23 protein-coding genes and 3 pseudogenes are annotated in these 25,312 nt (G+C 69.9%); 11 read left to right on the forward strand and 15 right to left on the reverse strand.

Translation table 11 applies throughout. The features are described 5' to 3' along the window. Nucleotides 1–104: 104 nt before the first annotated feature. From mimD to ACQPXS_RS45450, 4 genes are all read right to left on the reverse strand, one after another. On the reverse strand, nt 105–461 hold the full coding sequence (gene mimD / locus ACQPXS_RS45435) for a propane 2-monooxygenase effector subunit MimD (RefSeq protein ID WP_433455296.1): 357 nt from the start codon (nt 459–461) through the stop codon (nt 105–107). After that, nucleotides 458–1,564: an aromatic/alkene monooxygenase hydroxylase subunit beta gene (locus ACQPXS_RS45440; RefSeq protein ID WP_433455298.1), complete on the reverse strand. Its 1,107-nt coding sequence runs from the start codon at nt 1,562–1,564 to the stop codon at nt 458–460. Before ACQPXS_RS45440 ends, mimD begins: the two co-directional genes overlap by 4 nt. A 60-nt stretch (nt 1,565–1,624) precedes the next feature. Beyond that, nucleotides 1,625–2,659, reverse strand: coding sequence for an FAD-binding oxidoreductase (locus ACQPXS_RS45445; RefSeq protein ID WP_433455300.1), 1,035 nt, complete (start codon nt 2,657–2,659; stop codon nt 1,625–1,627). An 83-nt stretch (nt 2,660–2,742) separates the two neighbouring features. Continuing rightward, nucleotides 2,743–4,383 (reverse strand): methane monooxygenase, encoded by a 1,641-nt coding sequence (locus ACQPXS_RS45450; protein ID WP_433455302.1) that lies wholly within the window; start codon nt 4,381–4,383, stop codon nt 2,743–2,745. A gap of 261 nt (nt 4,384–4,644) precedes the next feature. Here ACQPXS_RS45450 and ACQPXS_RS45455 point away from each other — a divergent pair, with 261 nt between their 5' ends. Continuing rightward, nucleotides 4,645–6,468 carry a sigma-54-dependent Fis family transcriptional regulator gene (locus ACQPXS_RS45455; protein ID WP_433455304.1) on the forward strand — a complete coding sequence of 608 codons (1,824 nt, stop codon included), beginning with the start codon at nt 4,645–4,647 and terminating at the stop codon, nt 6,466–6,468. Between the two features lie 290 nt (nt 6,469–6,758). Here ACQPXS_RS45455 and ACQPXS_RS45460 read toward each other — a convergent pair. Next, nucleotides 6,759–7,406: pseudogene (locus ACQPXS_RS45460) on the reverse strand (IS5 family transposase); the annotation flags it as partial. Nucleotides 7,407–7,606: 200 nt separating this feature from the next. Between ACQPXS_RS45460 and ACQPXS_RS45465 the strand changes: the two are divergent. Next, nucleotides 7,607–8,158 carry a GNAT family N-acetyltransferase gene (locus ACQPXS_RS45465; RefSeq protein ID WP_433455306.1) on the forward strand — a complete coding sequence of 184 codons (552 nt, stop codon included), beginning with the start codon at nt 7,607–7,609 and terminating at the stop codon, nt 8,156–8,158. Nucleotides 8,159–8,349: 191 nt separating this feature from the next. On the opposite strand, the gene ACQPXS_RS45470 is transcribed toward ACQPXS_RS45465, so the two are convergent. Together ACQPXS_RS45470 and ACQPXS_RS45475 are read right to left on the reverse strand one after the other, a co-directional pair. Next, a complete protein-coding gene (locus tag ACQPXS_RS45470; protein ID WP_433455308.1) occupies nt 8,350–9,081 on the reverse strand; it encodes a nitroreductase in 732 nt (243 codons plus the stop codon). 14 nt (nt 9,082–9,095) lie between these two features. Continuing rightward, complete coding sequence (locus ACQPXS_RS45475; RefSeq protein ID WP_433455310.1) at nt 9,096–9,380, reverse strand: hypothetical protein; 285 nt, start codon at nt 9,378–9,380, stop codon at nt 9,096–9,098. Nucleotides 9,381–9,545: 165 nt separating this feature from the next. On the opposite strand from ACQPXS_RS45475, the gene ACQPXS_RS45480 reads away from it, so the two are divergent. Further along, complete coding sequence (locus ACQPXS_RS45480; protein WP_433455312.1) at nt 9,546–10,232, forward strand: TetR/AcrR family transcriptional regulator; 687 nt, start codon at nt 9,546–9,548, stop codon at nt 10,230–10,232. A 166-nt stretch (nt 10,233–10,398) separates the two neighbouring features. After that, nucleotides 10,399–10,932, forward strand: coding sequence for a DUF4863 family protein (locus tag ACQPXS_RS45485; RefSeq protein WP_433455314.1), 534 nt, complete (start codon nt 10,399–10,401; stop codon nt 10,930–10,932). A gap of 66 nt (nt 10,933–10,998) precedes the next feature. Here ACQPXS_RS45485 and ACQPXS_RS45490 read toward each other — a convergent pair whose 3' ends face one another. Next, entirely contained in the window at nt 10,999–11,592 is a 594-nt protein-coding gene (locus ACQPXS_RS45490; protein WP_433455316.1) for an aldehyde dehydrogenase family protein, read from the reverse strand. Between the two features lie 127 nt (nt 11,593–11,719). Between ACQPXS_RS45490 and ACQPXS_RS45495 the strand changes: the two are divergent. The 5 genes and pseudogenes from ACQPXS_RS45495 to ACQPXS_RS45515 all read left to right on the forward strand — a co-directional run. Then, nucleotides 11,720–11,839: pseudogene (locus ACQPXS_RS45495) on the forward strand (hypothetical protein); the annotation flags it as partial. Nucleotides 11,840–11,858: 19 nt separating this feature from the next. After that, nucleotides 11,859–12,053 (forward strand): hypothetical protein, encoded by a 195-nt coding sequence (locus tag ACQPXS_RS45500; protein WP_433456295.1) that lies wholly within the window; start codon nt 11,859–11,861, stop codon nt 12,051–12,053. Nucleotides 12,054–12,299: 246 nt separating this feature from the next. Next, entirely contained in the window at nt 12,300–13,322 is a 1,023-nt protein-coding gene (locus ACQPXS_RS45505) for a transposase (RefSeq protein WP_433455318.1), read from the forward strand. 209 nt (nt 13,323–13,531) lie between these two features. Continuing rightward, complete coding sequence (locus ACQPXS_RS45510) at nt 13,532–13,990, forward strand: transposase (RefSeq protein ID WP_433455320.1); 459 nt, start codon at nt 13,532–13,534, stop codon at nt 13,988–13,990. 150 nt (nt 13,991–14,140) lie between these two features. Beyond that, nucleotides 14,141–15,361, forward strand: coding sequence for an RNA-guided endonuclease InsQ/TnpB family protein (locus ACQPXS_RS45515; RefSeq protein WP_433455322.1), 1,221 nt, complete (start codon nt 14,141–14,143; stop codon nt 15,359–15,361). A 241-nt stretch (nt 15,362–15,602) separates the two neighbouring features. On the opposite strand, the gene ACQPXS_RS45520 is transcribed toward ACQPXS_RS45515, so the two are convergent. Together ACQPXS_RS45520 and ACQPXS_RS45525 are read right to left on the reverse strand one after the other, a co-directional pair. Continuing rightward, complete coding sequence (locus ACQPXS_RS45520; RefSeq protein ID WP_433455324.1) at nt 15,603–17,804, reverse strand: FUSC family protein; 2,202 nt, start codon at nt 17,802–17,804, stop codon at nt 15,603–15,605. Between the two features lie 83 nt (nt 17,805–17,887). Further along, nucleotides 17,888–18,490 carry a cysteine hydrolase family protein gene (locus ACQPXS_RS45525; RefSeq protein ID WP_433455326.1) on the reverse strand — a complete coding sequence of 201 codons (603 nt, stop codon included), beginning with the start codon at nt 18,488–18,490 and terminating at the stop codon, nt 17,888–17,890. A gap of 237 nt (nt 18,491–18,727) precedes the next feature. Here ACQPXS_RS45525 and ACQPXS_RS45530 point away from each other — a divergent pair, with 237 nt between their 5' ends. Both ACQPXS_RS45530 and ACQPXS_RS45535 read left to right on the forward strand, forming a co-directional pair. Then, nucleotides 18,728–19,393, forward strand: coding sequence for a nitroreductase family protein (locus tag ACQPXS_RS45530; RefSeq protein WP_433455328.1), 666 nt, complete (start codon nt 18,728–18,730; stop codon nt 19,391–19,393). Between the two features lie 1,154 nt (nt 19,394–20,547). Then, a pseudogene (locus tag ACQPXS_RS45535) lies at nt 20,548–20,913 on the forward strand (zinc ribbon domain-containing protein); the annotation flags it as partial. Nucleotides 20,914–20,973: 60 nt separating this feature from the next. Here ACQPXS_RS45535 and ACQPXS_RS45540 read toward each other — a convergent pair. The 5 genes from ACQPXS_RS45540 to ACQPXS_RS45560 form a co-directional block, all read right to left on the reverse strand. After that, entirely contained in the window at nt 20,974–22,014 is a 1,041-nt protein-coding gene (locus ACQPXS_RS45540; RefSeq protein WP_433455330.1) for a GlxA family transcriptional regulator, read from the reverse strand. A 102-nt stretch (nt 22,015–22,116) separates the two neighbouring features. After that, nucleotides 22,117–22,755 (reverse strand): HD domain-containing protein, encoded by a 639-nt coding sequence (locus ACQPXS_RS45545; protein WP_433455332.1) that lies wholly within the window; start codon nt 22,753–22,755, stop codon nt 22,117–22,119. Between the two features lie 345 nt (nt 22,756–23,100). Next, nucleotides 23,101–23,343 carry a catalase-related domain-containing protein gene (locus tag ACQPXS_RS45550; RefSeq protein ID WP_433455334.1) on the reverse strand — a complete coding sequence of 81 codons (243 nt, stop codon included), beginning with the start codon at nt 23,341–23,343 and terminating at the stop codon, nt 23,101–23,103. A gap of 23 nt (nt 23,344–23,366) precedes the next feature. Next, on the reverse strand, nt 23,367–23,936 hold the full coding sequence (locus ACQPXS_RS45555; protein ID WP_433455336.1) for a catalase: 570 nt from the start codon (nt 23,934–23,936) through the stop codon (nt 23,367–23,369). Nucleotides 23,937–24,075: 139 nt separating this feature from the next. Further along, nucleotides 24,076–25,299, reverse strand: coding sequence for a hypothetical protein (locus ACQPXS_RS45560; protein ID WP_433455338.1), 1,224 nt, complete (start codon nt 25,297–25,299; stop codon nt 24,076–24,078). Nucleotides 25,300–25,312 lie beyond the last annotated feature (13 nt).

Below are 25,312 nucleotides of genomic sequence, written 5' to 3' on the forward strand. Positions count from 1 at the left end.
CTTCCTGATGAGGTGGGGAGGGTCGCCCGGTACGGGGGGTGCGTACGGCCCGGCGGACGCACCCCCGGATCGGTGCCGGTGCCGGTGTGCGCGGCAGGCGCCGGCTAGCGCACCGGCTTGAGGTCGAAGTCGATGTACTCCGCCGCCTCCTCGGGGCTGGCGAAGAGCATGGTGCGGTCGTCGAAGTGCACCATCCGGCCGTAGTGCGTCGACATGATCTCCTCGAAGTCCGACTGGTCGAACTCGAAGCCGACGGCCTCGGTGATCTCGTCGAAGTCGAACAGCAGCTTGCCCACGCCGTCGACCCTGATCATCGACGGGAACTCCTGGACGGTCACGCCCGGCTTGCCGCGCATCACCTCGGCGACGACGTGTCCGTTCTGGTTATTCATCAGGGTCACGCCGCACATGTTGGAGAAGGTGCGGTCGCTGTCGAACTTCGTGTTCCCGCCGGTGCTCACAGCGCAAGTCCCTTCGGCTCGGAGAGGTTCAGGTCGGACAGGAGGGAGCGGAGGCCGGCCACCGCGCCGTCCCAGGAGTCGGCGAAGGTGACCACCCTGTCCCGGGGCTGCGACCAGATCGGCTGCAGCTCGTGCGCCGCGCGGACGCTCAGCGGCACCCAGGTGTCGAGCCAGCCCTGCAGCACGTCGCGGTTGTGGCCGCCGTGGGTCTCGTCCGTGGTGAGCATGCGGAACAGCGCCCGGGTGTAGCGCAGGTCGCGGTCGTAGTCGTGTTCCCCGGTGCCCACCAGGGTCGGGGTGACGTAGTCGCCGTTGCGCGCGGACACCTGCATCACGAGGTGGCTGCGGAACAGCACGCCCACCAGTGACTCGAACACCACGTTGGCCGCGAAGAGCGACTCCGCCCAGTCGCCGATGGCGGTGAGCCGCTCGACGTTCTCCCGCACGCCCTGCCAGACCGGGTCGGTGTGCCAGGCCTGCCGGTGCACCGCCCCGTCGAACGGGATGCCCGCCTCGGACAGGTCCAGGTTGTACAGGGCCAGGTCCTGGGCGAAGCGCAACTTGTGAGCGCTGTTCACCGCGATCGCCGTGTTGATCATGTTGGTGGGGGCGGAACGCTGCTCGGAGGTGAACACGTGCATGCCGAGGCCGTGCTCGGCGTGCATCCACGCGCCCAGGTGCCGCTCCAGGAACGTCACCCAGGCCGCCGGCCAACTGCGGTACGCGCCGGCCTTCTTCGCGTTCTCCAGGTTGAGCTGGATCTGCCGGACGACGTTGGAGTTGTTGCGGTAGATCGTCTGCTCCCACTCCTCGTTGGGGTCGAGGAAGAGGTGCCAGTCACTGGAACGCAGCTCGGTCCAGTCCTTGGGGTAGCCGCCCTTGCCGTCCGCGAACCCGTAGATCCAGCCCTGGCTCAAGTGGCGCTCCGGGTCGGGCTGCACGTCGACCGTGACGTCCTCGTACATCGTGGCCCGTGCCTTACGGGGCGTGAAGTAGTTGTAGGAGCGGCTGCCGGAGCTGGGGAACTCCTCGAGACCGGCCTCCGCCCCGGTGAATTCGATGCGGGGGAAACTCCTGGGCACGGTCTTTTCCGTCGGGGCCATGAGCGCACACCTTTCTGTGACTCGCTGATGGTGCGGGGGAGGGCATCCGCCTGCGGGGCGTCAGTCGTCGGCGGCGGTGACGGTGAACTTGTCGAAGAAGATCTGGCTCTCCGGCACGCCCCTGCTCTGCAGCAGCGGCAGAGCCGCGTCGATCATCGGCGGGGGACCGCACAGGTAGACGTCGCAGTCGGCGAGGTGCTCCTCCCGCCGGCCGAGGACGTCGGTGACCAGGCCGGTCTCCCCGGTCCAGCCCCGCGGCCGGGCGGCGGACAGGCCGGGTACAAACCGGAAGCCCGGCAGGCACTCGGCGATCTGCGCCAGTTCGTCGAGGTGGAACAGGTCGTCCTCGGTGCGGGCGCCGTAGTAGTAGACCGCCTCGCGCTCGTCGCCGCTCTCCGCCATCTGGCGCAGCAGCGACAGGATGGGCGCCATCCCGGCGCCTCCACCGACGAAGACCAGGCGGCGTTCGGAGCCCATCCGCAGAGTGAAGGTGCCGTACGGGCCACTGATGTCCAGCGGGTCCCCGAACGTGAGGCCGTTCTCCAGCAGGCCGGAGAACCGGCCGCCGGGGTACCGCTTGATGATGAACTCCAGGAGCCCGTCGGGGCTGGGGAGGCCGGCCATCGAGAACGAGCGGTGCTCGTCGGTACCCGGGATGGTGATGTCCACGTACTGGCCGGGACGGAACCGGAAGTCCGACTGCGCGGGCAGCCTGAGCCGCAGCTGCGAGATGTCGTGCGTGAGCTCCTCCAGGGAGGCGACCTCGGTCCGCACGGTGACCACGGGCAGGCCGGACCGGATCATGTCCTCGTCGTAGTTGACGAGCTCGATCTCCGTGTCGCTGTAGACGTGCGAGCGGCACAGCAGGACGTACCCCTCGTCCTTCTCGAAGTCGGGCAGGGCGAAGGTGGAGTACCGGCCCATCTGGAGGTCGCCGTCGAGCAGGAAGGACTTGCACGCCGAGCACTGGCCTTCCTTGCAGCCGTGGATCAGCATGACGCCCTGCCGGAACGCGGCGTCGAGCACCGTCTCGTCCTCGTCGGCCTCGATCTCGATGCCTACCGGTTCGAACCGGACCTTGTGGGTGTCGGCCATGGTGCCGCTCCTCGGTGTGGCGGGTCCCCGCCGCGGCGCGCCCGGGGCGAGCGCGCCGCGGCGGGAAGGGGTTCGGGTCGGCGTCAGGCCGCCGGGCTGACGTTCGGGTTCGCCCGGTAGGCGGCGACGTGTGCCTCGCGCTCGGCGTCGCACATCTCGTTCAGCAGCACGTTGGGGCTGTTGAAGGTGATGCCGCGCAGGTCGTCGAGGGTCCACAGCTTCTTCGGGTCGTCCAGGTCCAGGTGCGGCTGCGGAATCAGGGTCCGGCCGTCGTCCCGGACGTAGCCGAGGCCGGCGACGACGTCGGCCAGGTCCTGCCCGTGGTGCAGGGTCTCCCACTCGCGGTGGCCGGTGAGCCGGCCCATGTTCGGCGTCGGCCTGCCCTCGTACTCGGGGCGGAAGGCGACCTTGTCGGTCCAGTGGCAGGTCTCGGAGCAGTAGGTCCGCCACTGGTCGTCGACCTTGTCGACCACCATGTCCTCGCGCACCAGGCAGGGCACCATGCAGGTCCAGCACCGGTGCGGGTACTCGTAACCGACGTCCTCGAACGCGATCGGCTTGTTGCGGCCGGGGTGGCGCAACCGGTTATACGCCTCCCACCAGCGGCCGAACTGGTTGTACCAGCCGGGGTACTTCTCCTCGAACCACTCGAAGTCCTGGTCGGTCATCGGGTCGATGCGCCAGTAGTTGACCGGCCATCCGGTGGCGAAGAACTGGGCGACCCGGTGCACGTAGTGCTTGTTGCAGATCCGGTTCCAGGCCTCCTCAACCAGGTCGTGGGGGATGACCAGGCCGTACTTCTCGAGCGGGATCAGATAACTGCGGTAGTAGTCGTCGTAGATCCACCGACGCCACATCTCCGCGTAGCTGTCCCGGTCCTTGCGGCGGTCCTTGGTGCCGTACTCGATGAACGTGCCGATGGCGGCGTCCACCACGCAGTGGTTGTTCCACCACGCGTAGCGCAGGTCGCGCTCGAGCAGCTTGCGGTTGTCCTCGTCGGCCAGCGCCATCAGCAGGATGGAGTAGCCGTTGGAGATGTGCCGGGACTCGTCCGACTGCACCGAGTGGAACACGGTGGGCAGCAGGTAGTCGCCGTTGGCCGCGGCCTCCGAGGGCATGGCCACGAACAGCGTGTTGGTGAAGGCGGTCTCGGCGACCACCGTCAGGTAGATGTTGGCCGCGGTGATCGCGTCGCCGGTGATGAACCCCTCGCCGAACTGCCGGCCGATCGTGCCCGCGTAGTTGTTCGCGAAGGCCTTCTCGGTGATGTCGAACCCGGCCGGGTCGATGTAGTGGTTCATGTACAGGCGCTTGAGGTTCATCTGGATCGTCGAGTGCCGCACCTCGTCGATCATCTGCACCGCCAGGCCGTTGTGCACCTCGGGGTTGGGGACGGCGTCGATGGCCATCGGCATGGCCCGGGCCGCGGAGATCTCCGGGAACGGGATGATGGACAGGAACAGCTTCTGCCACTCCATCCACCGCTCCTGCACCTGACGGAACATGTTGCCCCGGATGGCGCCGTCCATCGCGCCGTAGACGCGGTTGTCCTTCTCCTCCTCCATCGGGAAGTAGGAGCGCAGGATCTGCTTGAGCGGGTCCTTCTTCGGGGCCTTGTCGAACTTGTAGTCGGTGCCGAACCGCTTCGCCGGGGTGGCGAAGGTCGGCTCCCATGAGAGTTCGGTGATCTTTTTGTGCGCCTTGCTGAGACTCTGTCGGCTCACTCCATGCCTCCTGTGGATGGGAGGGCGATGCCTCGGCGCCCCGCGACCACGCCTCGGCCACGCCCGGTGCACCCGTCTGTCACCCGGAACACGGGGGACACTCGCCATGACGGCCTGCCCGAGGAATGACAACGCAGGGAGCGCCGGAACGCGGTCTCAATGTGAGACAGCGAAAATCTGACCCTCCGTTCCCGCTCGGTTACGCGCCCGTAATGCGGCTGGTACGCTCCCGCCACGTCAGGAGCCGGCCAGGGAGGCATCGTGGCCTTGAGAAACTCCGACGTTCCGGACCCGGACCCCACCCCCTTGGCCCGGGCGGACGTGCTCGCGGCGGCACGGGAGCAGTTCCTCACAGCGGGTGCCGTCGACGCGGACAAAGTACGCGAGACGATCGCGGCCTCGTGGTGGCGTTCGAGAAGCTGGAACGTGGCCGCCGACCGCGTTCAGCTGCCCTACGTCAAGGACCCCAATCTGGAGACACCCCTGGTGCACAGCGCCGCCCCGGTGCTCCAGCGGCTGCAGGAGCAGGTGGGCGACGAGGCGGTGAGCATCATCCTCACCGACGTCCACGGAGTGATCCTGCACCGGCGCACCGACGACCGGGCGCTCGAGCGCCATCTCGACCAGGTGCAGCTCGCGCCCGGCTTCAGCTACGCGGAACAGTTCGTGGGCACGAACGGCATCGGCACCGCTCTCGAAGGCGGCCGTGCCACGGGGGTGTTCGGCCACGAACACTACGCGGAGAACCTCGAGGACCTGGCCTGCGCCGGCGCCCCGGTCCGCCACCCCGTCTCCGGGAAGGTGCTCGGCGTGCTCGACCTGACCTGCTGGAGCCGCGACGCCGGTCCGCTGTTGCTGGCGCTGGCCAAGACCACCGCGGAGCACATCGAGCGGGAGCTGACGACGCTGGCCGGGCTGCGCGAGTTCGCACTGCTCCAGGAGTACTTGAGGGCCTGCCGGCGCAGCAGCGGCATCGTGTTCGCGCTCAACAACGACGTCGTCATGATGAACGACCACGCCCGCCAGTCGCTCGCCCCCGGGGACCAGGCCGTGCTGCTGGGTACCGCGGCCGAGGCGATGTGGGGCGGCAAACGCGCCTCCGTCGAGGTGGACCTGCCGAGCGGAGCGAAGGCCCGGATGTTCTGCGCCCCGGTGGCCACCGACTCGGGCCTGGCCGGCGGCGTCGTGCGGGTCCGGCTGGCCGAGCCCGCGCAGGGGCCGCCGTCCGGCAGCACCGGTACCCACCCCCTGCTGCCGGGCCTCGTCGGCTCGGGTGCCCTGTGGCAGCGTGCCTGCGACGACGTGCGCGCGCACTACCGGAGCGGTGAGTGGATCACCGTGCAGGGCGAGCCAGGGGTCGGAAAGCTCGCACTGCTGCAGGCGGTGTACCGTCACCACGATCCGGCCGGCCGCTTCCAGGTGCTGGACGCGGCCGAGGCGGCCCGGCCCTCCGACTTCCTCGCCCGGGTCCGGCGGGAGCTCGACGAGCACGAGGGAGCCCTGGTGCTGCGGCACGTCGACCGACTGGCCCCGGCGGGCGCCCAGGCTCTGGCCGGCCTGCTGCACCGGTACGGCCGGGCGGCCGAGCGCGACGGACGGCGCCGCTGGGTGGCGGCGACCCACCACCGCCTGGACGGCTCCCAGGGTCTGGCGGACCTCCTGCGCGCCTTCCCCGGCACGGTGGAGGTCCCGCCGCTGCGGCACCACATCGAGGATCTCCGCGAGCTCGTCCCGTACCTGCTCCTGCAACTGCCCTCGGCGGGCACGCTCACCTGCGCCCCCGCCACCCTGCAGGTGCTGATGCGCACCGCCTGGCCCGGCAACGTGGCGCAGCTGCGGCAGGTGCTGCGCACCGTGGTGCGCAGCCGCAGGTCCGGTGTGATCGAGCCCGGCGACCTGCCGCCGCAGTGCCGGGCGGTCACCCGCCGGGTGCTCAGCCCGCTGGAGGCCCTGGAACGTGACGCGATCGTGCGGGCCCTGATCGATGCCCGGGGCCGGAAGAACGAAGCGGCCCGAGCACTCGGGATGTCCCGGGCCACCATCTACCGGAAGATCCGCGAGTACGGCATCGACCTGCCGCGGTGACACCACGGTCGGCTCTCGCCGGCCGCCCCGCACGTCACCGAACCGGTGCTGCGGTTCGAAGAACCGCACGAGGCCGGCCCGACCTGCGCCCGGCGCACGGCCTGTTGGGATACACGCATGTCCGCCGCAACGCCCCGCGGGGAGGCGCGGACGGTCGCGCGACCGGAACGGGCGCCTGCGTGCTCAGAGGGCGTTAAGTCCGTTTCTGGTAACGGCCTCGTCCGGGTTGGGCGAGGAAGCCTTGGCGGGTGAGGCGTCCGAGGCGGCTGCGGGACGAACCCTTTGCCCTAGTCAGATGGGTTGCGGCGGACGATCTCGACGTCGATTTCCTGCAGGGCGCCGTGGATGACGACCTCGTCCTTGAAGCCCTGGTCCACGAGGGCTTTCTCCAGACGGTTGCCGCACCGTTCGGCGGCCTGGTCGAGCAAGGCGGTGCCGGCGGTGTTGTCGTGAGCCGACGCAGCCAATACGACGACGCCGATAATGAGGCCCATGACGTCGACGGCCAGTCCTCGCTTGCGCCCCGACACCTTCTTGTTGGCATCCAGCCCCGTCGTGGCCTTCGGGACACCGGCGGCCGCGCGGACGGACTGGGTGTCGATGACCACGAGGGACGGGTCTTCCAATCGGCGGGCCTTCTCCCGCACCTGACAGCGCAGGAGTTCGGAGATCCGCTGGTCAAGCCCGTCCTCGCGCCACAACGTGAAGTAGTAGAACACCGCCGACCAGGTCGGCAAGTCGTGAGGCAGGTAGCGCCACTGACAGCCTGTCCGGTTCTGGTAGAAGATCGTGTTCACGACCTCCCGGAGGTCACAGGCCCCCGGGTCGCCGGTCGCCGACCGTGTCACCCGGTCCTGCTTCCAGCCCATGATCATCGGCTCGATCAACGCCCATTGCGCATCCGATAAGTCGCTGGGGTAGGGCTCTCTGTCGTCCATGCCCGCATCCCACCATGGACATGCCCAGCGGATGGCTTGCGTAACGATCAGTACCACGATCGAGCGATCACGAATCGAGAAAGATCGGACTCAGCGTCCTCTAATACCCCGTATGACGTGGCAAGCCCCACCGCCGTCCGTAGCAGCGGACGGGCGTGCGAAGATCCAACGGTCGGATACGCGTACTTCGAAGGACGGCTATGTTCGCGATATCTCTGGGGGACGGGGCCGAGCTGCGGCCTTTGGAGCCGTGGCGGGCCGAGGAGTTCCTAGCGCATATGGACCGGGGCCGGGACTTCATCGGTCAGCACATGGAGCTGCCCGACCTCGCCTCAGACCTCGACTCCGCCCGCAGCTATCTCCAGCTTTACGCCGACAAGACAGCCACCGACACTGGCCGACTGTACGGAATCTGGCTCGACGACACCCTCGTGGGTGGCGTCTCCTTCCCGAAATTCGACGCCGCCGCCGGCATCTGCGAGGCAGGCTGCTGGCTGGAGCCCGCCGCCACAGGCCGGGGCCTGGTCGGACGTGCGGTACGGCACATCATCGACTGGGCATTCAACGAACGCGGCATCCACCGTGTGCAGTGGCTGGCGTCACCGAAGAACACACCCAGCATCAACGTCGCCAAGCGGCTCGGCATGACTCGTGAGGGCGTCCTGCGCGAAACCTACCTCTACCGGGGCGTCCGCCACGACGCCGAGGTCTGGTCCGTGCTGGCACGGGAGTGGCAGGGCTCGGGCAGCTGAGCAGTCCTTCGATGTGCCGTCGTTCAATGTGATCCTTCCTTCATGCCGTCGCGCGGCTGGGAGTCGGGCCGCCATCGGAGCCTTCCGGCCGGGCGGCGTCCGCGGTCCGGCCGGTGTGCGTGCCGTGCCTTGGGGACGGGGGGCGGGACCGGGGGTGGATGCGGAAGACGTCCGACGGGTTCGGGAGGCGGTCAGTCGGCTTCGTCTTCGTGGAAGGTCGCGAAGGAACCGACGGGTTCGCGCGGGGTGCGCAGCCGGTTCAGGCGGTGCGCGGGGTCGGCGTACCCGAGGGCGACTCCGCAGACGATCAGCTGGTCGTCGGGGATCAGCAGGTGCCGGCGCAGCACGGGAGAGAAGTCGATGACGGATGCCTGGGGACAGGTGTCCAGGCCGTCGCCGCGCGCGGCGAGCATCAGGGCCTGCAGGAACAGGCCCGCATCGACGAGGGCGCTCTGCCGCGGGTGGCGGCTGGTCGTCAGGACGATGCCGACGGGCGCGCCGAAGAAGTCGTAGTTGCGCCGGTGATGGTCGAGCCGCGCGCCGGTGTCGTCGGCGCGGATCCCGAGCGTGTCGCGGTACAGGCTCTCACCGAACCGGCGGCGCCGTGACCGGAACGGTTCGCGCCAGCCGTCCTGCTCCGGCTGGTAGGCGTAGTCCCGTCCCCGCCCCTCGTCGTCGCCATGGGCCCGTAGCAGGGCCGCGGTGAGTGAGCGCTTCGCCGCCCCGGTCACGACGTGGACCTGCCAGGGCTGGCAGTTGGAGTTGCTGGCGGACCGGGCCGCCAGTGCCAGGAGCCGCTCGACCGTGGACCGGGGCACGGGCGTCGGCAGGAACGCTCGCACGCTGCGCCGGCTGCGGAGGGCGTCCTCCACCGTGAGCGGAGTCGCCGTGGGGGTGGGTGCCGTTGCGGAGGTGTGGTTCATGATCGTTTCCATGCTCAGGCCGCGGACGGGAGGGTGCCGGAGGTCAGGCGCCCGGCGGGTGGGGGATGCGGCGTGCTCGTCGTCGTGCCCCTGGGGCAAGCCGGCCCGTCACGGCTGGCCCTTTCGTCGCGTGCCCGGCAGTCGGGTGGCTGCCGGGCGGCGGTGCCGTCCGGCTCGCACCGCGCCGGGGCCGCGGGCTGGTCCGGGCCCGGACCGCCGTGGTCGATCGGCTCCTGTGCGGTCGCCATCGTGAAGTCCTCGCCTTCGGTCACGTCACCACGCTCCGTGGTCGGCGTCACGCTAAGCTCAGTTTCAGTTACAGTCAAGAACTGTAAAGTAAATGGTCCTGCGTGCCCGGTGGAAGCGCTCCGGGCGGCCGCCCGGAGTTCGCGTACTGTGCTGGTGCGGCGGGGGAGCCGAGGGGAGACCCGGCTGTGGCCGGCTGGTGCGTCGGAAGGGATGAGATGGCGAAGGCGAAGACGACGCGTTCCGGTGAACGGGTCGGTGGGCGCGGGGGGCGCGCGGGGGCGGAGCCGGCGGCGCCGGCCGGTGGACGGCCCCGGGATCCGGCGATCGAGGAGGCGATCATCCAGGCCACGCGCAAGCGGCTGGCCACCGACGGCTATTCCGCCATGACGATCGGGGACATCGTGGCGGACGCCGGTGTCACCCGGCCGACCCTGTACCGGCGGTGGGCGAACAAGTACGACCTCGTCATCGATGCCCTGCAGTACGGACTGCGCAAGCAGCGAGAGGCCTACCCCCCGCTGGACATGGAGCAGCTGACCCCGCGCGAGGCGCTCGTCGAAGCGGTACGGCGTCTCGACCCCCGCTACCACAACGAGCGGGCCATGGCCCTGCACGGCAACTTCATGGCCGAGGTGGAGCGCGCGCCCGGCCTGCTGGAGCAGTTGCGGGAGCACGGCGTGCGGCCCCGGTGCGAGGAACTGCTGATGGCACTGGTCTCGCTGCAGCGTCGCGGCGCGGTGCGCGAGGACGTGGACCTGGACATGGTCGTCACCCTGTGTTTCGGCAGTTACTTCGCCGACTACCTGCGGACCGGCCATGCGGTCGCGGACGACTTCGCGGAGCGGGTCGTCGCCGCGGTCTGGCCAGCGCTCGCCGTGGACGGCGAGACGCGCCCCGTCTGAGGAGGTCTTCGGGGTGGTGCCAAGCGGCGTGGCCTCGGACCGCGCCCGGCGCCGTTTCGTCCGACGGCCACGGACACAGGCCTTTCGTTACAGATGTTGACTGTAACGAAATGCTGAGGCATCGTTCTCGCGTCAGACCCAGTGGCGACACGAGAGGACTCCGCCCATGAGCGAGGACAGCCGCAACGCACTGATCGACCGCAGCATCCCGTTCCTGGCCGAGATCAGGAACCGCACGGCCGGCAAGGACCTCGAGAGCTGGCTGAACACCACCTACGGCCCCGACAGCGAGCTCTACCAGGACCTCGCGCGCCTGATCAAGGTCGGTGTCCTGGAGGAGGGCTGGGCGGCGAACATCGAGGTCGACGGCCCCCGCTACCGCCGCAGCCGCATCGCCGAACCCACGGCGCAGACCCACTACTTCAGCATCACCGCCGTCTACATGGACAGCGTCGAGCGCTACCGGGGCCAGTACCACGCGCACCCGTACGGCGAACTGAACCTCGTCGCCCCCGTCGATCCCGGCGCCCAGTTGGGCGGGCCGAACGGCTGGCAGGGACCGGGCTGGACCGCGCCCGCCCCGGGCAGCCACCATTACCCCGAGGTACGGGGAGGAGCGCTGATCGCCCTCTTCTACCTGCCCGCCGGACGCATCTCGTACGACATCCGCCCTTCCCGGACCTCCGGTGCCGCCGCATAGGGCGGCGCCGCGGCGGGCCACGGACGGTGTCCGGGGCGGGGGAGGTGCGGTTCGGGCACGGCGTCGTCATCCGGACAGGACCGTGCGGGTGCGCTCCGCCCTCGCCGGATGCCCCATGACCAGCGCCTGCGCGCCCTGGACGAACACGGCGACGAACTCGTCGGCGACGGGCTCCTCTCCGAGGAAGCGCTTGGCGTTGACGCAGCTTTGTCCGGCGTTGACGAACCGGGAGGCGACCGTGGTGGCGGCCGCCCGTGCCACGTCCGCGTCGGCGAGCACCACGAACGGGTCCGAACCGCCGAGTTCCAGCACCTGCTTCTTGAGGGTGGCGGCCGTCCGGGCGGCGACGGCGGCGCCGGCCCGGGGCCAGCCGGTCAGGCTGACGGCGGCGATGCGCGGGTCGGCGATGACGCCCGCCACCCGCTCGACCTCGATCAGCAGGGTGCCGCGCAGACCCTCGGGGGCGCCCGCCTCCACGGCCAGGGCGCACTGCGGCACGTTGTCGGCATGCTTGAGCACCACCGTGTTGCCGGCGGCGAGGGCCGGTGCCGCGCAGCGGACGAACTGCCAGAACGGGTAGTTCCACGGCCTCACGGCCAGCAGCTCGTCGGCGGACATTCGCGGTGCGCGGGTGCTGGCCGGCCTCGGCGACTCGGTCACCACCGATCACCTCTCTCCGGCCGGTGTCATCCCGCCGCACAGCTCGGCCGGATGGCACCTCGTCGCCGGCGGCACATCACCCACCCGGCTCAACACCTACGCCTCACGGCGCGGCAACCACGAGGTGATGATGCGCGGCGCCCTGGCCGACATCCGCCTGCGCAATCGGCTCGTCCCCGGTACCGAGGGCGGCTTCACCCGCGACTTCACTGCCGGCGGAGCGGTCACCACGATCCAGGACGCGGCCGCCGCCTACCGTGCCGCCGGTGTCCCGCAGATCCTGCTGGCCGGCACGAGTACGGGACGGGATCGTCCCGCGACTGGGCAGCGGTGGCGGTACCGACGGCGGCGTGCCCGCCCGGACGGTGCGGGCGCGGGCCGACGGGCGGACGTTCCGGGCTGCCGTACGCCTGGACACGTTGCGCCGGATGACCGCGCAGACCGCTCCCGAGGGCTGCTGAGCGAGGCGCGCCCCCGGCAGCCCGGGCGGGCGCCCGAGCAGCCCGACCACAGGGCACCTCCGGACGTCGGCGCGGACACCGCCGCTCCCGAGACGGTGGCCGCTCCGCCTACCGGCCGATCCTTCGCCGGGTTTCTCCGAGGATGCCCCGGCCTGAAGGACTCTGCTGAGGAATGCGTGATTCGAGCAGGGCTGGGTCGTTGGTCCTCCATGGTTGTTGTGGTTGTGGCCGGGAGGGCCGAGAGAGATGTCGCTGGAGCCACGGGCTGATCAGGGGGTGCCGGAGCTGACGGCCCGGGTGGTGCGGGCCGCGTTCCCGAAGGGAACGCTCGCGGTGCGGATCCGGGAGGCGTTGGGCCCACTGTTTGAGGACGAGGCGTTCGCCGGGGCGTTTCCTGCCCGGGGACGTCCTGCCGTGTCGCCGGGGGCTTTGGCCTTGGTGTCGGTGTTGCAGTACGCGGAGGGGCTGACCGACCGGCAGGCCGCTGACCAGGTGCGGGCCCGGATGGACTGGAAGTTCCTCCTCGGCCTGGAGCTGGACGATCCCGGGTTCGAAGCTTCCGTGCTGAGCCTGTTCCGTTCCCGTCTCATCGAGCACGGGCTGGAACAGACGACGCTGGAGCTGGTGCTAGAACGGCTGCGCGGGCTGGACCTGCTGAAGGCCGGTGGTCGGCAGCGGACCGATTCCACGCATGTGCTCGCGGCGGTGCGGACGCTGAACAGGATGGAGTTCGTCGGCGAGACACTGCGAGCCGCACTGGAAGCGCTGGCGGTCGCGGCCCCGGCCTGGCTGTCCGGCCTGGTCACAGCCGAGTGGGCCGAGCGCTACGGGCCGCGCGTGGACGACTACCGCTTCCCCAAGGGCGAAGAGGTCCGCGAACAGTGGTCTGAGCAGGTCGGACGGGACGGATTCGTCCTGCTGGAGGCGGTTTACGCCCCCACGGCTCCCGACTGGCTGCGCGAGATCGAGGCGGTGCAGGTCCTGCGGGTCTCCTGGATCCAGCAGTACCACCGCGACGAGAAAGGGGTGAGCTGGCGGGAGGGCAAGGATCTCCCGCCAGTTCATCACCGGTTGTGCTCGCCCTACGACACCGACGCCCGCTACCGGATCAAGCGCGGCTCCGGGTGGACCGGCTACAAGGCACATCTGACCGAGACCTGTGAGCCGGACACGCCGCACGTGATCACGCAGGTGGCCACCACCGACGCCGTGGTGGCCCACACGGAGATGACTGAACCGGTCCACCAGGCGCTCGCGGAACGGGAATGACTGCCGGACGTGCATGTCGTGGATGCCGGCTACACCACTGCCGCCTTGTTCCTGGCCGCGACCGAGCGGGGTATGGAACTGCTCGGCCCGGCCCCGCACGACAGCAGTCGCCAGTCCCGAGAGGATCAGGGCTTCTCCCGCGCTGACTTCACCATCGACTGGGATAACGAGAGCGCCGTCTGTCCAGGCGGACACCGAAGTTTCGAGTGGTGGGAGCAGAAACACCACCGCAACGGCACCCCGGTCCTCAAGGGTTCTTCTCCGCCGAGCACTGCCGCCCTTGCCCGAAGCAGGCGTCGTGCACCAAGCCCCCGTCCGGCCGCCGGGGCAGGGGCATCACCTTCCTGCCACGAGAACGGCACGAGGCCCTCGAAGCCGTCCGCCAGGCCCAGGAGACCGACGAGTGGAAGGACCGTTACGCGATCCGGGCCCCGGGTCGAAGGCACGATCTCCCAGGCCGTCCGCGTCACCGGTCTTCGCCGAACCCGTTACCGCAACCTGCCGGCGACCCGCCTCGGTCACGTCTTCGCCGCCACCGCGATCAACATCATCCGCATCGACCGATGGCTGACCGGCACCCCACTCGGCGGCACCCGCATCTCCCACCTCGAAGCCCTCATACTCGTGGCCTGACAGCCCGATTCGCGGAATTCTCAGCAGAGTCCTGAAGACCGGGGAGGAATCGGACTCCCGCGGAGCAGGGCAGGGATGGCCGGATCGCCGTCAGGGCGATCCGGTGTCCACCCCGGACGGCGGTGTTGTCGCCTACGGTGATCGAGAATTCTCAACTGTCGGTCCTCTCGGGTAGGTTCGGATGTATGACGACAGAGGCATCCACGAAGGACGCCGGGCATGCCCGGTACGCCTTCCGTGTGCGCCTGTCGAAGACGGCCAGGCGCCGGCTCGAAGCCGAGTGGGATCGCTGCCGGTGGATCTGGAACGAATGCGTGGCCAAGTCCAAGCAGGTGCACGCGCAGAGCCGGGCGACCGGCGAGAAGGTGACCTGTGGTCCGGCTCAGCTCGACAAGATGCTGACCGAGGCACGCGGGGTGACGCCGTGGCTGGCTGAGGGCGCGAGCGTGCCGCAGCAGCAGGTGATACGCGACTTTGCCACGTCCCGTGCCAAAGCGCTGAAGGACATCAAGGGCCGGTTGCCGCAGCAGCGCCGGGCTGGGATGCCCCGCTGGAAGAGGAAGCGTGAGGCGCGGCCCAGCCTGAACTACACCAAGCGCGGTTTCCGCCTCAGGGACGGCCGCCTGCACCTTGCGGGCCGGATCGTGTTGAGGGTGGTGTGGTCGCGGGACCTTCCGGCCGACCCGTCGAGTGTGCGCGTGTACCAGGACACGCTCGGACATTGGTACGCCTCCTTCGTCGTTGCTGCGCAGAGCGAACCGCTCGCCCGCACGGGGCGTGTGCTCGGGGTGGACTGGGGTGTGAAGGAGACCGCCACCACCACCGACGACGCCTACGATCTGGCGCATGCCGAGCACGGCAGGCGGGCCGCGCAGCGGCTGGCGAGGTACCAGCGGATGATGGCCCGGCGTCGCCGTCCGAAGGGACGGCCCGCATCCGCCGGCTACCGGACGGCGCAGGCGCAGGCGGCGAAGCTGCACAAGAAAGTGGCGAGGCAGCGGGAGGACACCGGCCGCAAGTGGGCCAAGTCCGTGATGCGCGGCCATGACGGGGTTGCGGTGGAGGACTTCAGGCCGAAGTTCCTGGCGAAGACGACCATGGCCCGCAAGGCGGCCGATGCCGCTATCGCCGCGACGAAGCGTGCCCTGGTCGAGATGGGCCGCAAGCACGCACGGGACGTCCGTCTTGTGCACCCGGGGCACACCACGATGGACTGCGCGCAGTGCGGAGCGAGAACCAAGCACGCACTGCCTCTGTCGATGAGAACGTATGCCTGCACCGTGTGTGGAGCCGTGTCCGCCAGGGACAAGAACTCCGCCCGCGTGATGCTGGTCCGGGCAGGTTGGAACCCGGACGGTGTCGAGGGCGTAAGACCACCGGGGCCGCCGGCTCCGGTGGCGGCCTGAGCCGTAAATCCCCGCTCAGCCCTGGAGGGTGAGGAGTCCCCTCCCTTCAGGGAGGGGAGCCTTCAATGCGGAGGAGGACAACCGGCGTGCCGGCGGGTTCCGTCAGCCTGGGGGAGCGCGTCGCATCGGGCGGTGGGCCGACGGCCGCTGCGTAGCTCACCGGGCCGGCGCGGACCGAGTCGTCGCGCAGGGTGCCGTTGCGGTTCCCCGGGTGAGGGCCTCCGGTCGGCCGGTGCCCGTGTCAAGGGTCGTCGCGCACGGACGTGCCGAGCACGCGGGCCAGGCTGTGGATGCTCTCATCCACCCGCTGCAGGTGCCGTAGCACCCGCCGCGCCGCGTATGCGTGCTCGGTACGTGTCCCGTCGGCACCCACCGAGAGCCGGGCGGGAGTCCCGGAGCCGCGTTCGAGTGCGGTGCCGTCCCCGCCTCCGCCGGCCACCTGGACGATCAGGGTCGAGAGGTTGCGGTCGATCCGGTCGGCCTCGTCCACGAGGTACGGATCGGAGCCGATGCGGATGCCGGCCGGCATCAGTTCGGCGGTGGTGGCCAGGCTGCGGGTGTGCAGGGCCGCCGTCTCGAGCAGCCCCAGCACCGCGAGCGCGGTGCGCCGCCGGGACCGCAACGGGCTGATCGGACTGATCAGCGGCTGCACCGCCAGGCGCAGGTTGTCCAGGGCCGAATCCAGCGCGCGGGCCGGACCGAGCAGATCCCCGACGGGTTCGCCGGCGACCCGGGCCAGCGACCGGGAGAGCACCGCGCGCAGCCGCTCCAGCACGTCGTGCAGCAACCGGTCCGTGCGTTCCCGGGTCCGCGCCGGCAGCACGAGCAGTGCCGAGGCCAGCCCGCATGCGATCCCCAGCGCGGTCTCCTCGATCCGCACCACCAGCACGCCGAGGGTGAGGGCGTGGAGCAGGGTGTACAGCATGCCGATCATCGTGGTGACGAAGAAGGACATCAGCGTGTAGGACACTGCGGTGGTGTAGTACATCCCGAACACGCTGAGGATCGCCAAGGCGAAGGCTGGCCAGGTGTGTCCGCCGATGAGTGCCGAGAGGGCGAGCCCGGTGACGACACCAGTCACCGTGCCGACCAGTCGGCGGTACCCCCTGACGAGGATCTCCCCGGTGGAGGTGGTGCTGATGAACACCACCCAGCACGTGAACACCGCCCAGTACCAGCGCTGCGGCGACAGCAGTTCACCGCCGCCGATGGCCAGCGCCGATCCGGTGGCGACCTGGAATGCGGTCCTGGTGGTGGGACGGACGTGGGTGCGCTCCGGCCTCGGCACGTCGTCCCTCGCCGGGCCTGCGCCCTTCGCGTCCAACTGCTCGGTCCACCGTGCCGCCTCGGGGGAGTCCTGGGGCGCCGGCGTGTGTCCGTCCACGGCCAGGCGCAGGCCGGACAGGGCGCGCGCCACCTCCCCGGCGGAGCGGAAGACGTCCCGCATCGCCGGGGACACGTCGGGCAGGTGCACGTTGTCCCGATCGCCGAGCCGTCGGTCGCCGACCTCGGCGCGCTCGGTCCACGCTGGCCGCGGCCGACCCGGACCGGCAGCGGCGCGCAGCGCACGCAGCTGCGCGGTCAGCTCCGGCAGCCTCGCCGCGTCCTGGGCGCCGGGGCAGGAGCCGGCGCGGCGGATCTTCGTCAGGTGCCGGGTCAGGGTGTCGATGTCGGCACCGGGCCACAGGAGCCGCATCACGAGGATGGCCAGCCGTTCCACGGCCGTCTCCGCTTCTGCCACACGGCGCTGGATCGTGGCTGCGACGCCCTGGCCGGGGGCTCCGGCTCCCAGCCAGCTCTGGATCATCAGCGCGCACGTATGCAGACGGGCCGCTTGCCGGCGCAGGTCGTCGATCGCCCGCTCGGCCCGTGGCGCCTGCGGTCCGCCTTCGGCCACCTCGATCAGCGCGTCAAGCGCCAAGCCCAGCCGCAGCCGGAAAGCCCGGTGCAGCCGCGCCAGCGTCCGCTCGGGCGGCCCGCGCAGGATGGCGAACCGGACCAGCGCCGAGCCGGCGAAGGCCGCCAGCACGGCCAGGACCAGGTCCGGCAGTTGTGCCAGGCGCGTTCCGACGAACTGGGTCACGAAGTACGACTGGAAGGCGAAGACGCCCAGCGTGGTCGCACGCGGGCCCAGCCGCCGGATGTGGAGGGCGGCGAAGATCAGCACCACGAACACCACGTCTGCCGGGACCCGGTACGGCGTCAGCGCGCTGCCGACCGCCATGACCGCCAGCGCGACCGGAACTCCGGCCGCCAGGGTCAGCGCTTGGTCGTGCGGCCGGCGCTCGATGACCGCCACCGTGCTGACCATGGCGGTGAGGGCACCCGCCACCAGGATCGGCACTGGCGCGTGCAGCGCCGCGAGGGTGCCGAGCGTCAGCAGCACCGCACAGACCGTGCTGAGCGCGGACAGCAGCCGGAGCAGGCCGGGATCGGATGCCACGAACCGATCCCGGACGCCCGCCGGCCTCACTCGTGCCAGCCGCATGCCCTCGGCTTCCTTCCCCACCGGACCGTGGCGCCGTGTCACGCCGCCGGCGTGTCGAGCGAGGCCAGGAAGTCGTCGACGCCGACCACGCGGTGCGAGACCATGGCCAGGCCGCGCATCATCGCCTGGTAGGTGACCAGGCCGCCGGGGGCGGCGATCGCGTCGGTGAACGTCGTGACGTGGTAGCCGCGCTCCATCGCGGTGCGGGCCGTCGACTCCACGGCCATGATCCCGGAGACCCCCGCGATGGCCAGGTACTCGACATTGCGCTGCCGCAGCTGGAACTGCAGGTCGGTGTGGTGGAGCACGTCGAGGCTCTTGTGCGGCGCGAGGACCACGTCACCCGGCTGGGGAGCCAGGTCCTTGTGGAACTCGGTGTTCCAGGTGCCCGCCTCGAACAGCCGGCTGTCGAACATCTGCCGGTGGATCCCGGAGACGTGCTTCCACGACGAGTAGTCCTCATCGGCGAAGGCAGTCCTCGAGTAGAAGACGGGAACGTCCTTGTGCCGCCGCACCCCGGCGATGAGCTTCTTCAGGTTCTCGATCGTGCCCAGCCGTTCGTACTCCGGGGCGTAGACGGAGTACGCCTTGCCGTCCTCGGAGAAGTTCTCGTTGACCAGGTCGACGAGAAGCAATCCCACCCGACCTCGTTCGTAGTCACTCGCCATGACTGTCCTCCGGCGTAGAAGTCGTCGTCGGCAGCCGGACCGGTGGCCCGTGCAACCGTTACAATCAATGACTGTAACGTAATGAACGGCGGTGCGTCATGGGAGTGCCAGGTTGGCCAACCTTTGTTCGTCAACCGACCCCCCCGTGGAGCCGGGCGGCCGCCCGGTGACGCCGCGCCGTCTCCGTCATCGGCGTCTCAGGAGGACCGGATGGACGTGTACGAGGCCCTGTACACCACGAGGATGATGCGGCGCATGCGCAAGGACCCTGTCCCGCTGGAGACGCAGTGCCGCATCCTCGACGCCGCCATACGCGCGCCGAACGGCGGCAACGCCCAGCGCTGGCACTTCCTGGCGGTCGACGACCCCGCACTCAAGAGCGAGCTCGCGGGGCTCTACCGGAAGTGCCGCCAACAGGAGTACGCCGACATCGCCGCAGGGGCGCTGGCCAAGGCGATCCACGACCCCGAGGAACACGCCGCCACGCTGCGCAGGATCAAGGCCTCGGGCGACTACTTCACCGAGCACTTCGCCGACATCCCCCTCCTGCTCTTCGTGTTCTCCATCGACGATCACGGTGGCGCGAACATCTACCCCGCCATCTGGAGCACCCTGCTCGCAGCGCGGGCGGAAGGGGTGGGCGGTGTCATCACGACCGTGCTGCGGTACGAGGAGGACACCGTGCACAAACTGCTCGGCGTGCCCACCGGCGAGGGGTGGAGGATGAACGTCATGCTCGCCCTCGGTTACCCGCTCGGCCGCTGGGGCGTGGCCGCGAATCGGCAGCCGGTCCATGAGGTGGCCAGCCGGAACGCCTGGGGTCGTCACTTCGGGGCGACCGTCCCCGAGCCTTTGTGGGCCCCCGCAGCCGAGTGACCCCGCGACGGGCACGCACCGTGCCGCGGAGTCCGTCGCGCGCGGAGGCGCCGCCGGCTGCGTACCCGTCGGACAAGTTGCTTCCGGAGATCCTCGACGCTCCGCCGGAGCGTGACGAGGACCCTTCCGAGCCGTGACGCGGAAGATGCTCATTTCGGCTGTCACGTGCGCGACCGGGCTGCCGGAGCGGACACGCTCGATGAGCAGCCGCCTGCCCTGAATGGTCAGCCGGACAGCCAGCGCGTGGGAACAAGAAGACGACCACCATCCGCGCCTGCGGCCCGGCGGCCGCCCTCCGTGCTGTGCACGACCTGGACCAGATGGCCCCAGGTGCCGCCTAGGACACGAGGCCCCAGTCCTGATCGAACTCCACAGGGGGCCTCGGCCGCGGGTCAACCCGCGGCCGGTGCGGCTCAGGAGCGAAGCGAGAATCTCATTCGGGTGTGTCCACACGAGCGCCGTTCCCGCATCCGCGAGCATATGGAGCCGAGCGGTGGGGATGCGAGCGGCGAGGGAAACGCCGTGGGCGGGCGAGTGGAACGGATTTGTGTCGCGTCGGCTGTACCACAGGTCGATCGGGACGGAGACGGTGGCGGGGTCGAAGGGCCAACGCGTCGTGGCCAGCACCGTCTCGCGTGCGTACCCCGCGGCCCCTCGTACGAATCCCTCTGCCAGCGCACGACGACAAGCCTGAAGGAAAGCGGGGTCCCCGTACACAAGGCTGCCGCCGTCACCGACGTTACCCGTCACCACCTCGAACAGTGCCTCCGCGCCGGCAGCGCTGCGCAGCATCTGCTCGGCGGCCTGTGGGTCGTGCGCCACGCGGCGCACGAGCATGCGGGCCTCCGGCTCGAGGGCGTCCGCGAACATGGGATGGGCCAGTTCGTCCGTCCCGGAGACCAGGGACGCACCCACCACTGCCCCGGCTGCGGCGCAGGCGAGCGCGACGGGGGCGCCTACCGAGCAGCCGATGGCCGCCAGGCCGGTCAGCCCCTGGGCAAGAGCGAACTCGCGGACGTCGCGGGCCCAGCTGCTCAGCGTCCATCCGGGTTTGGCGTCGGACACGCCCAGCCCTGGCCGGTCGACGGCCATGAGACGGACGCCGGCCTGTGTCACGGCCTCGCCACTCATTCCCAGCCATCGGCCGGTGGCTGAACCACCGCAGGGTTGCGGTGGAGGACTTCAGGCCGAAGTTCCTGGCGAAGACCACCATGGCCCGCAAGGCGGCCGATGCCGCCATCGCCGCGACGAAGCGTGCCCTGGTCGAGATGGGCCGCAAGCACGGGCGGGACGTCCGTCTTGTGCACCCGGCGCACACCACGATGGACTGCGCGCAGTGCGGAGCGAGAACCAAGCACGCACTGCCTCTGTCGATGAGAACGTATGCCTGCACCGCGTGTGGGGCCGTGTCCCCCAGGGACAAGAACTCCGCCCGCGTGATGTTGGTCCGGGCAGGTTGGAACCCGGACGGTGCCGAGGGCGTAAGACCACCGGGGCCGCCGGCTCCGGTGGCGGCCTGAGCCGAAAATCCCCGCTCAGCCCTGGAGGGTGACCATCCCTCCCTTCAGGGAGGGGAGCCTTCAATTCGTTCCGGGGCATCGAAGCGAAGCCGACGGCGTGCGGTCGGTCCTGCTCCGGTCTCCGGCTGGCGTCCGAGGACGGCGGGGGTCTGAGTGCGTGGCGGTGAACCGGGCTCGGTAATGGCCCGGTGAGACACCGAGCCGGGCCACGAAGATGCGCCGCAGCGTCTCGGGGCTGCCGAATCCGGCCGCTCGGGCGCTGGCGGCCACGCTGTGACCGGCGTCGAGCAGCGCTTTCGCGTGCTCCAGCCGCACGCGTTCGACGAACCTCGCCGGTGTCGTGCCGAGTTCGGCGCTAAACAGCCGGGTGAGATGCCGGGGACTGACACCGACGAGGACGGCCAGCGAATCCGTGCTGTGCTCGAGCGCGGGCTGCGCCGCGATGAGGTCGGTGACCGATCTCAGCGCAGGTGTGCGCGGCACGCTCATCTTCAGCGGTGCGGAGAACTGCGACTGCCCTCCCGGGCGCTGCATGAACATGACCAGACTGCGGGCGACGTCACGGGCCAGGTCCGCACCGTGGTCACGCTCGACCAGGGAGAGCGCAAGGTCGATACCGGCGGTCACACCCGCCGAGGTGAAGATGCCACGATCCTCGACGAAGAGGGAGTCGGGCTCGACGTGGACGTCCGGGTAGGCGCGCGCGAGCAGCTGGGCATGGCGCCAGTGCGTGGTCGCGCGGTGCCCCGAAAGCAGGCCTGCGGCAGCGAGGACGAACGAGCCGGTGCAAATGGACACGAGCCTGTGGGCCCGAGCTCGCAGGTGCCGGACGGCCGCGGTCAGCTCGGACGGGATGGGCTCGGTGACGAGCGGATCCCCGCCCGAGACGACGAGTGTGTCGACGTCCAGGTCCGCTGCGGCCGAGTCCACGGGCAGGCGTGTGCCGATCGAGGTGCGTACCGGCTCCCCGGACGGCGACGCATAGCGCAGCGAGTAGCGGGCACCGAGGGTGTTGGCCTCGGCGAACACTTCCGCGGGCCCGGAGACGTCGAGCATTTTCATGCCGTCGAACACGAGGAAGGCAACACGGTGGACCGCCATGCGGGAGACGGCTCCTTTCCTTGATCAATACCAGGACGTCCGGTTGGTGGAGTCCCTGGTCGGGTGTACCGGCTGATCACATCACTCGGGCCAAGGACCTGATCACTCGGGCCACGCGTTCGCCCGGATGATCTGGACGAAGTCCTTGCGCTGGAAGCCGGGGTCGAAGTGCGCGAGGACGTCGTCGTTCATGGTGCCGAAGGTGGTGTCGGGCCGGTCGGCCATGCCGTTGTAGAACGCTTGGAGGATGCGGTCCTTGAAATCCGGTCGTGGGTGGGCGGCCACGACCTCGGCACGTTGTTCCGGGGTGATCTGCTCCAGTTCCAGGCCCAGGACGTCGGTCTCGACGCCGAGCGTCACCACGGAGACCTCGGGCGCAAGGTGGAGGGGGACCTCCGGTGTGGTGTGCAGCGCGATCGCCAGCCAGACGTTGCGTGCCTCCTGCTCGCTTCGGCCGTGGTCGCGCAGGAAGGTGTACGCCGCTTCGGCGCCGTCGAGCTCGAAGCGGCGGTCCTTGGTGCGGTAGTCGTCCGTCAGCCCGAGATCGTGGAAAAGGCCGCCGATGTAGGCGAGTTCGGGGTCCACCTGGAGTCCCCGGGCGGCGCTCTTGAGCATCCCCCAGAGGAACACTCGGCGGGAGTGGTGGAACAGCGTGTCGTCGGCCGACTGGCGCACCAGCTCGGTGGCCTCGCGGATCAGGACGGTGTCCGGGATCGTGATCCCGGCGATCGTTTCGGGCATCGTGTCTCCTGAAGGGAAAGGACGGAACATCAGTCGCTGCCGACTCACCTCCACGGTCCCTGACCGATGTCGCGGCGAGAAGTGTCCGAACGGACGTCTGTCCCACGGATCCGGACACACCTGCGCAGGCGGTGGCGGCCGACCGGCCCGATCGGGCCGCCACCAGGCGAACGTCTCGCCGGGGAGTCGGGCGCAGGGGTGTGAGCTTGTCGGCCACCTGTGTGCCGGTGGCCTCCAGGACGGGGCTCAGAGCGCGCCGAACGCCTCGCAGGCCTTGCGCACACCTTCGCCGTAGGCGGCATCCGCATTGGTGCAGTTCTCGATGTGCTTCAGCACGGCCTTCCGCTACGCGCCCTTGATCGCGCGTGCCGTGTTCTCGAAAAGAAGCCGCTGCTGATCCGCGGTCATCAACCGGAACAGGTCACCGGGCTGGGTGAAGTAGTCGTCGTCGTCCTCCCGGAAATCGAAGCGATCGGCCGTCGAACCGATGGCCTGGGCCGGGTCGGCGTAGCTCGGTTGCTCGGCCCACCGGCCGAAGTTGTTGGGCTCGACACCCGGGACGCCGCCCTGGTTGCCGTCGACGCGCATCGCCCCGTCACGGTGATAGGTGTTCACCAGCTTTGCGCGCGTGGGCAGTTCACCGGGACCTGGTGGTGGTTGACGCCGAGCCGGTAGCGGGCCGCATCACCGTAGGAGAACAGCCGGCCCTGCAGCATCTTGTCCGGGCTGTAGGAGATGCCGGGGACGAGGTTGGTCGGGGTGAAGGCCGCCTGCTCGACGTCGGCGAAGTAGTTGTCCGGGTTGCTGTTGAGTTCGAACTCGCCGACCTCGATGAGCGGGTAGTCCTTCTTGCTCCACACCTTGGTGAGGTCGAAGGGATGGAAGCGGTAGGTTTCTGCGTCGGGCTCGGGTATGAGTGCGCCGGCCGGAACGGTCCGCGTCCGCGCGCCGCCGCCTCTTTCGCGGCGCACCGTGACGGGCCCGTCGAGGTGCACGATCAGCAGGTGGGTCGGGGCCGGATCGAACACGCCACGATAGGGCTGCTTCTGCTGGGCGGAGAGGTACAACTGCTCCCAGCCGAGCCCGGAGCTGGTGTGCCGTGCCCGAACACCGGGCCGGCGGAGGATGCCGACCGTGTCGGCCGGACCGAGCTCCCTCGTGGTGCGACCTCCTCGCAGCACCCGACGTAGTTGAACTGTAATCACCACGGTGGTGCCGGGAAGCGGCCGGACCGCAAACGCTGCCCGCCAGCACCTTCAGCCGGCCTCGGCGGACGTGGCCCTCGGTGCAGGGTGGCCGTAGGGGTGTCGCCGTGCGTCGTCAGCAGGGCGAGGTGGCCCCGGCGCAGGCCGCGGCGGTCTTCCGGGAAAGCCGGAACGGAAGCAGGGAACCGGCCGCGTGGTCCAGATCGGCCAGCAGGCGCTCGACGTCGGTCATCAACGATCCGTACACATGCCACGCGCCGGGCTCGGGGAAGGAGCCGCGGGCGATCAGCTCGGTCATCGACGTGTGCCACGCCGTGGCCTCGCCGATGCCCTGACGCAGCCGGTCACGGGCGTGCCCGGTGCCGGGGTCGTCGGCCGACCGCACGGCGGTGAACGAGGCCACCGCTTGCCCGGCCGTCTTCAGGATCGCCGCGTACCGGTCCAGGAAGAGTCTCCCCAGGTGGTGCTCGGCGTGCCGGTCGTCGACGTTGTCAGCGAGGGTCCGGGCGATGCCGCGCACCTGGAAGGACACGTGATGCAGGGTGCGCAGCGCCTCCTCGTGGTCCGGCGGCCTCTCCTTGCCGTGGACGGCGCACCGCGTGTTCCAGCGCAGGCTCTCCTGGCCCCGGCGCACGTCCTCGTGTGCCTGCGCCACCAGTTCCTCCAGGTGCCGGCCCTCCTCCAGCCATGCGTGCGCGCGGTCGGCGTGCCGCCGTTCCCGCAGGCCCTGCCCCATGTCGTCGAGCAGCGACCCCATGGCCGTCGCGAGCTCGCGGACGGAGGCACGGGAGGCGTCCAGGTGCAGCGGCGGCAGGACGAGCGCGTTCACCGCGGTCCCCACCACCGCGCCGGCCAGTGTGGCCAGGAGCGGAAGGATGATGTGTCCGACCGGGGCGGCTGCTGTCACCGTCAGGGTGAGCACCGCGGTCGAGACGATCTGCAACCGGCTGTCGGAGTCCCGGCGGCCGGCCGCGACCAGTGCGATCGCCAGGATTGCCGCGACGATTCCCATGGTCGAGCCGAGCAGCCACACGACGACGGCGGCCAGCGACAGTCCTGCGCCGCGCGTGGCCACACTGCGGACGGCCTGCGTCACGGACCGGTGGATCGTCGGGGCGTGGACCATGAGCAGGGCCGTCGCCACGGCGGGATACTGCTGCTCGCCGGGGAGCCACCAGGAGGCCATTTGCCAGGACAGCAGTGCTGCGATCAGTCCCTTGGCGCCTTGGATCAGTGCCGCGGCCGTCCGCCCCGTTCGCGGTGTCCGGGTGACGGGCAGGCTTCGCAGGGCAGCGTCTGCCGCGTGCCACGGCCGCGCCCACTTGGTTGAATGTTGCACGGCCGCGATGATG

The sequence above is a fragment of the Streptomyces sp. CA-142005 genome, assembly GCF_050942335.1.
Lineage (GTDB): Bacteria > Actinomycetota > Actinomycetes > Streptomycetales > Streptomycetaceae > Streptomyces.

What these genes read in the sequence shown, in the direction of transcription:
- ACQPXS_RS45550 (WP_433455334.1), bottom strand. Translation starts at nt 23,343, where the DNA reads ATGCGCGTCGACGGCAACCAGGGCGGCGTCCCGGGTGTCGAGCCCAAC.
- ACQPXS_RS45505 (WP_433455318.1), top strand. Translation starts at nt 12,300, where the DNA reads ATGTCGCTGGAGCCACGGGCTGATCAGGGGGTGCCGGAGCTGACGGCC.
- ACQPXS_RS45480 (WP_433455312.1), top strand. Translation starts at nt 9,546, where the DNA reads ATGGCGAAGGCGAAGACGACGCGTTCCGGTGAACGGGTCGGTGGGCGC.
- ACQPXS_RS45545 (WP_433455332.1), bottom strand. Translation starts at nt 22,755, where the DNA reads ATGCCCGAAACGATCGCCGGGATCACGATCCCGGACACCGTCCTGATC.
- ACQPXS_RS45470 (WP_433455308.1), bottom strand. Translation starts at nt 9,081, where the DNA reads ATGAACCACACCTCCGCAACGGCACCCACCCCCACGGCGACTCCGCTC.
- ACQPXS_RS45485 (WP_433455314.1), top strand. Translation starts at nt 10,399, where the DNA reads ATGAGCGAGGACAGCCGCAACGCACTGATCGACCGCAGCATCCCGTTC.
- ACQPXS_RS45445 (WP_433455300.1), bottom strand. Translation starts at nt 2,659, where the DNA reads ATGGCCGACACCCACAAGGTCCGGTTCGAACCGGTAGGCATCGAGATC.
- ACQPXS_RS45515 (WP_433455322.1), top strand. Translation starts at nt 14,141, where the DNA reads ATGACGACAGAGGCATCCACGAAGGACGCCGGGCATGCCCGGTACGCC.
- ACQPXS_RS45465 (WP_433455306.1), top strand. Translation starts at nt 7,607, where the DNA reads ATGTTCGCGATATCTCTGGGGGACGGGGCCGAGCTGCGGCCTTTGGAG.
- ACQPXS_RS45530 (WP_433455328.1), top strand. Translation starts at nt 18,728, where the DNA reads ATGGACGTGTACGAGGCCCTGTACACCACGAGGATGATGCGGCGCATG.
- ACQPXS_RS45440 (WP_433455298.1), bottom strand. Translation starts at nt 1,564, where the DNA reads ATGGCCCCGACGGAAAAGACCGTGCCCAGGAGTTTCCCCCGCATCGAA.
- ACQPXS_RS45540 (WP_433455330.1), bottom strand. Translation starts at nt 22,014, where the DNA reads ATGGCGGTCCACCGTGTTGCCTTCCTCGTGTTCGACGGCATGAAAATG.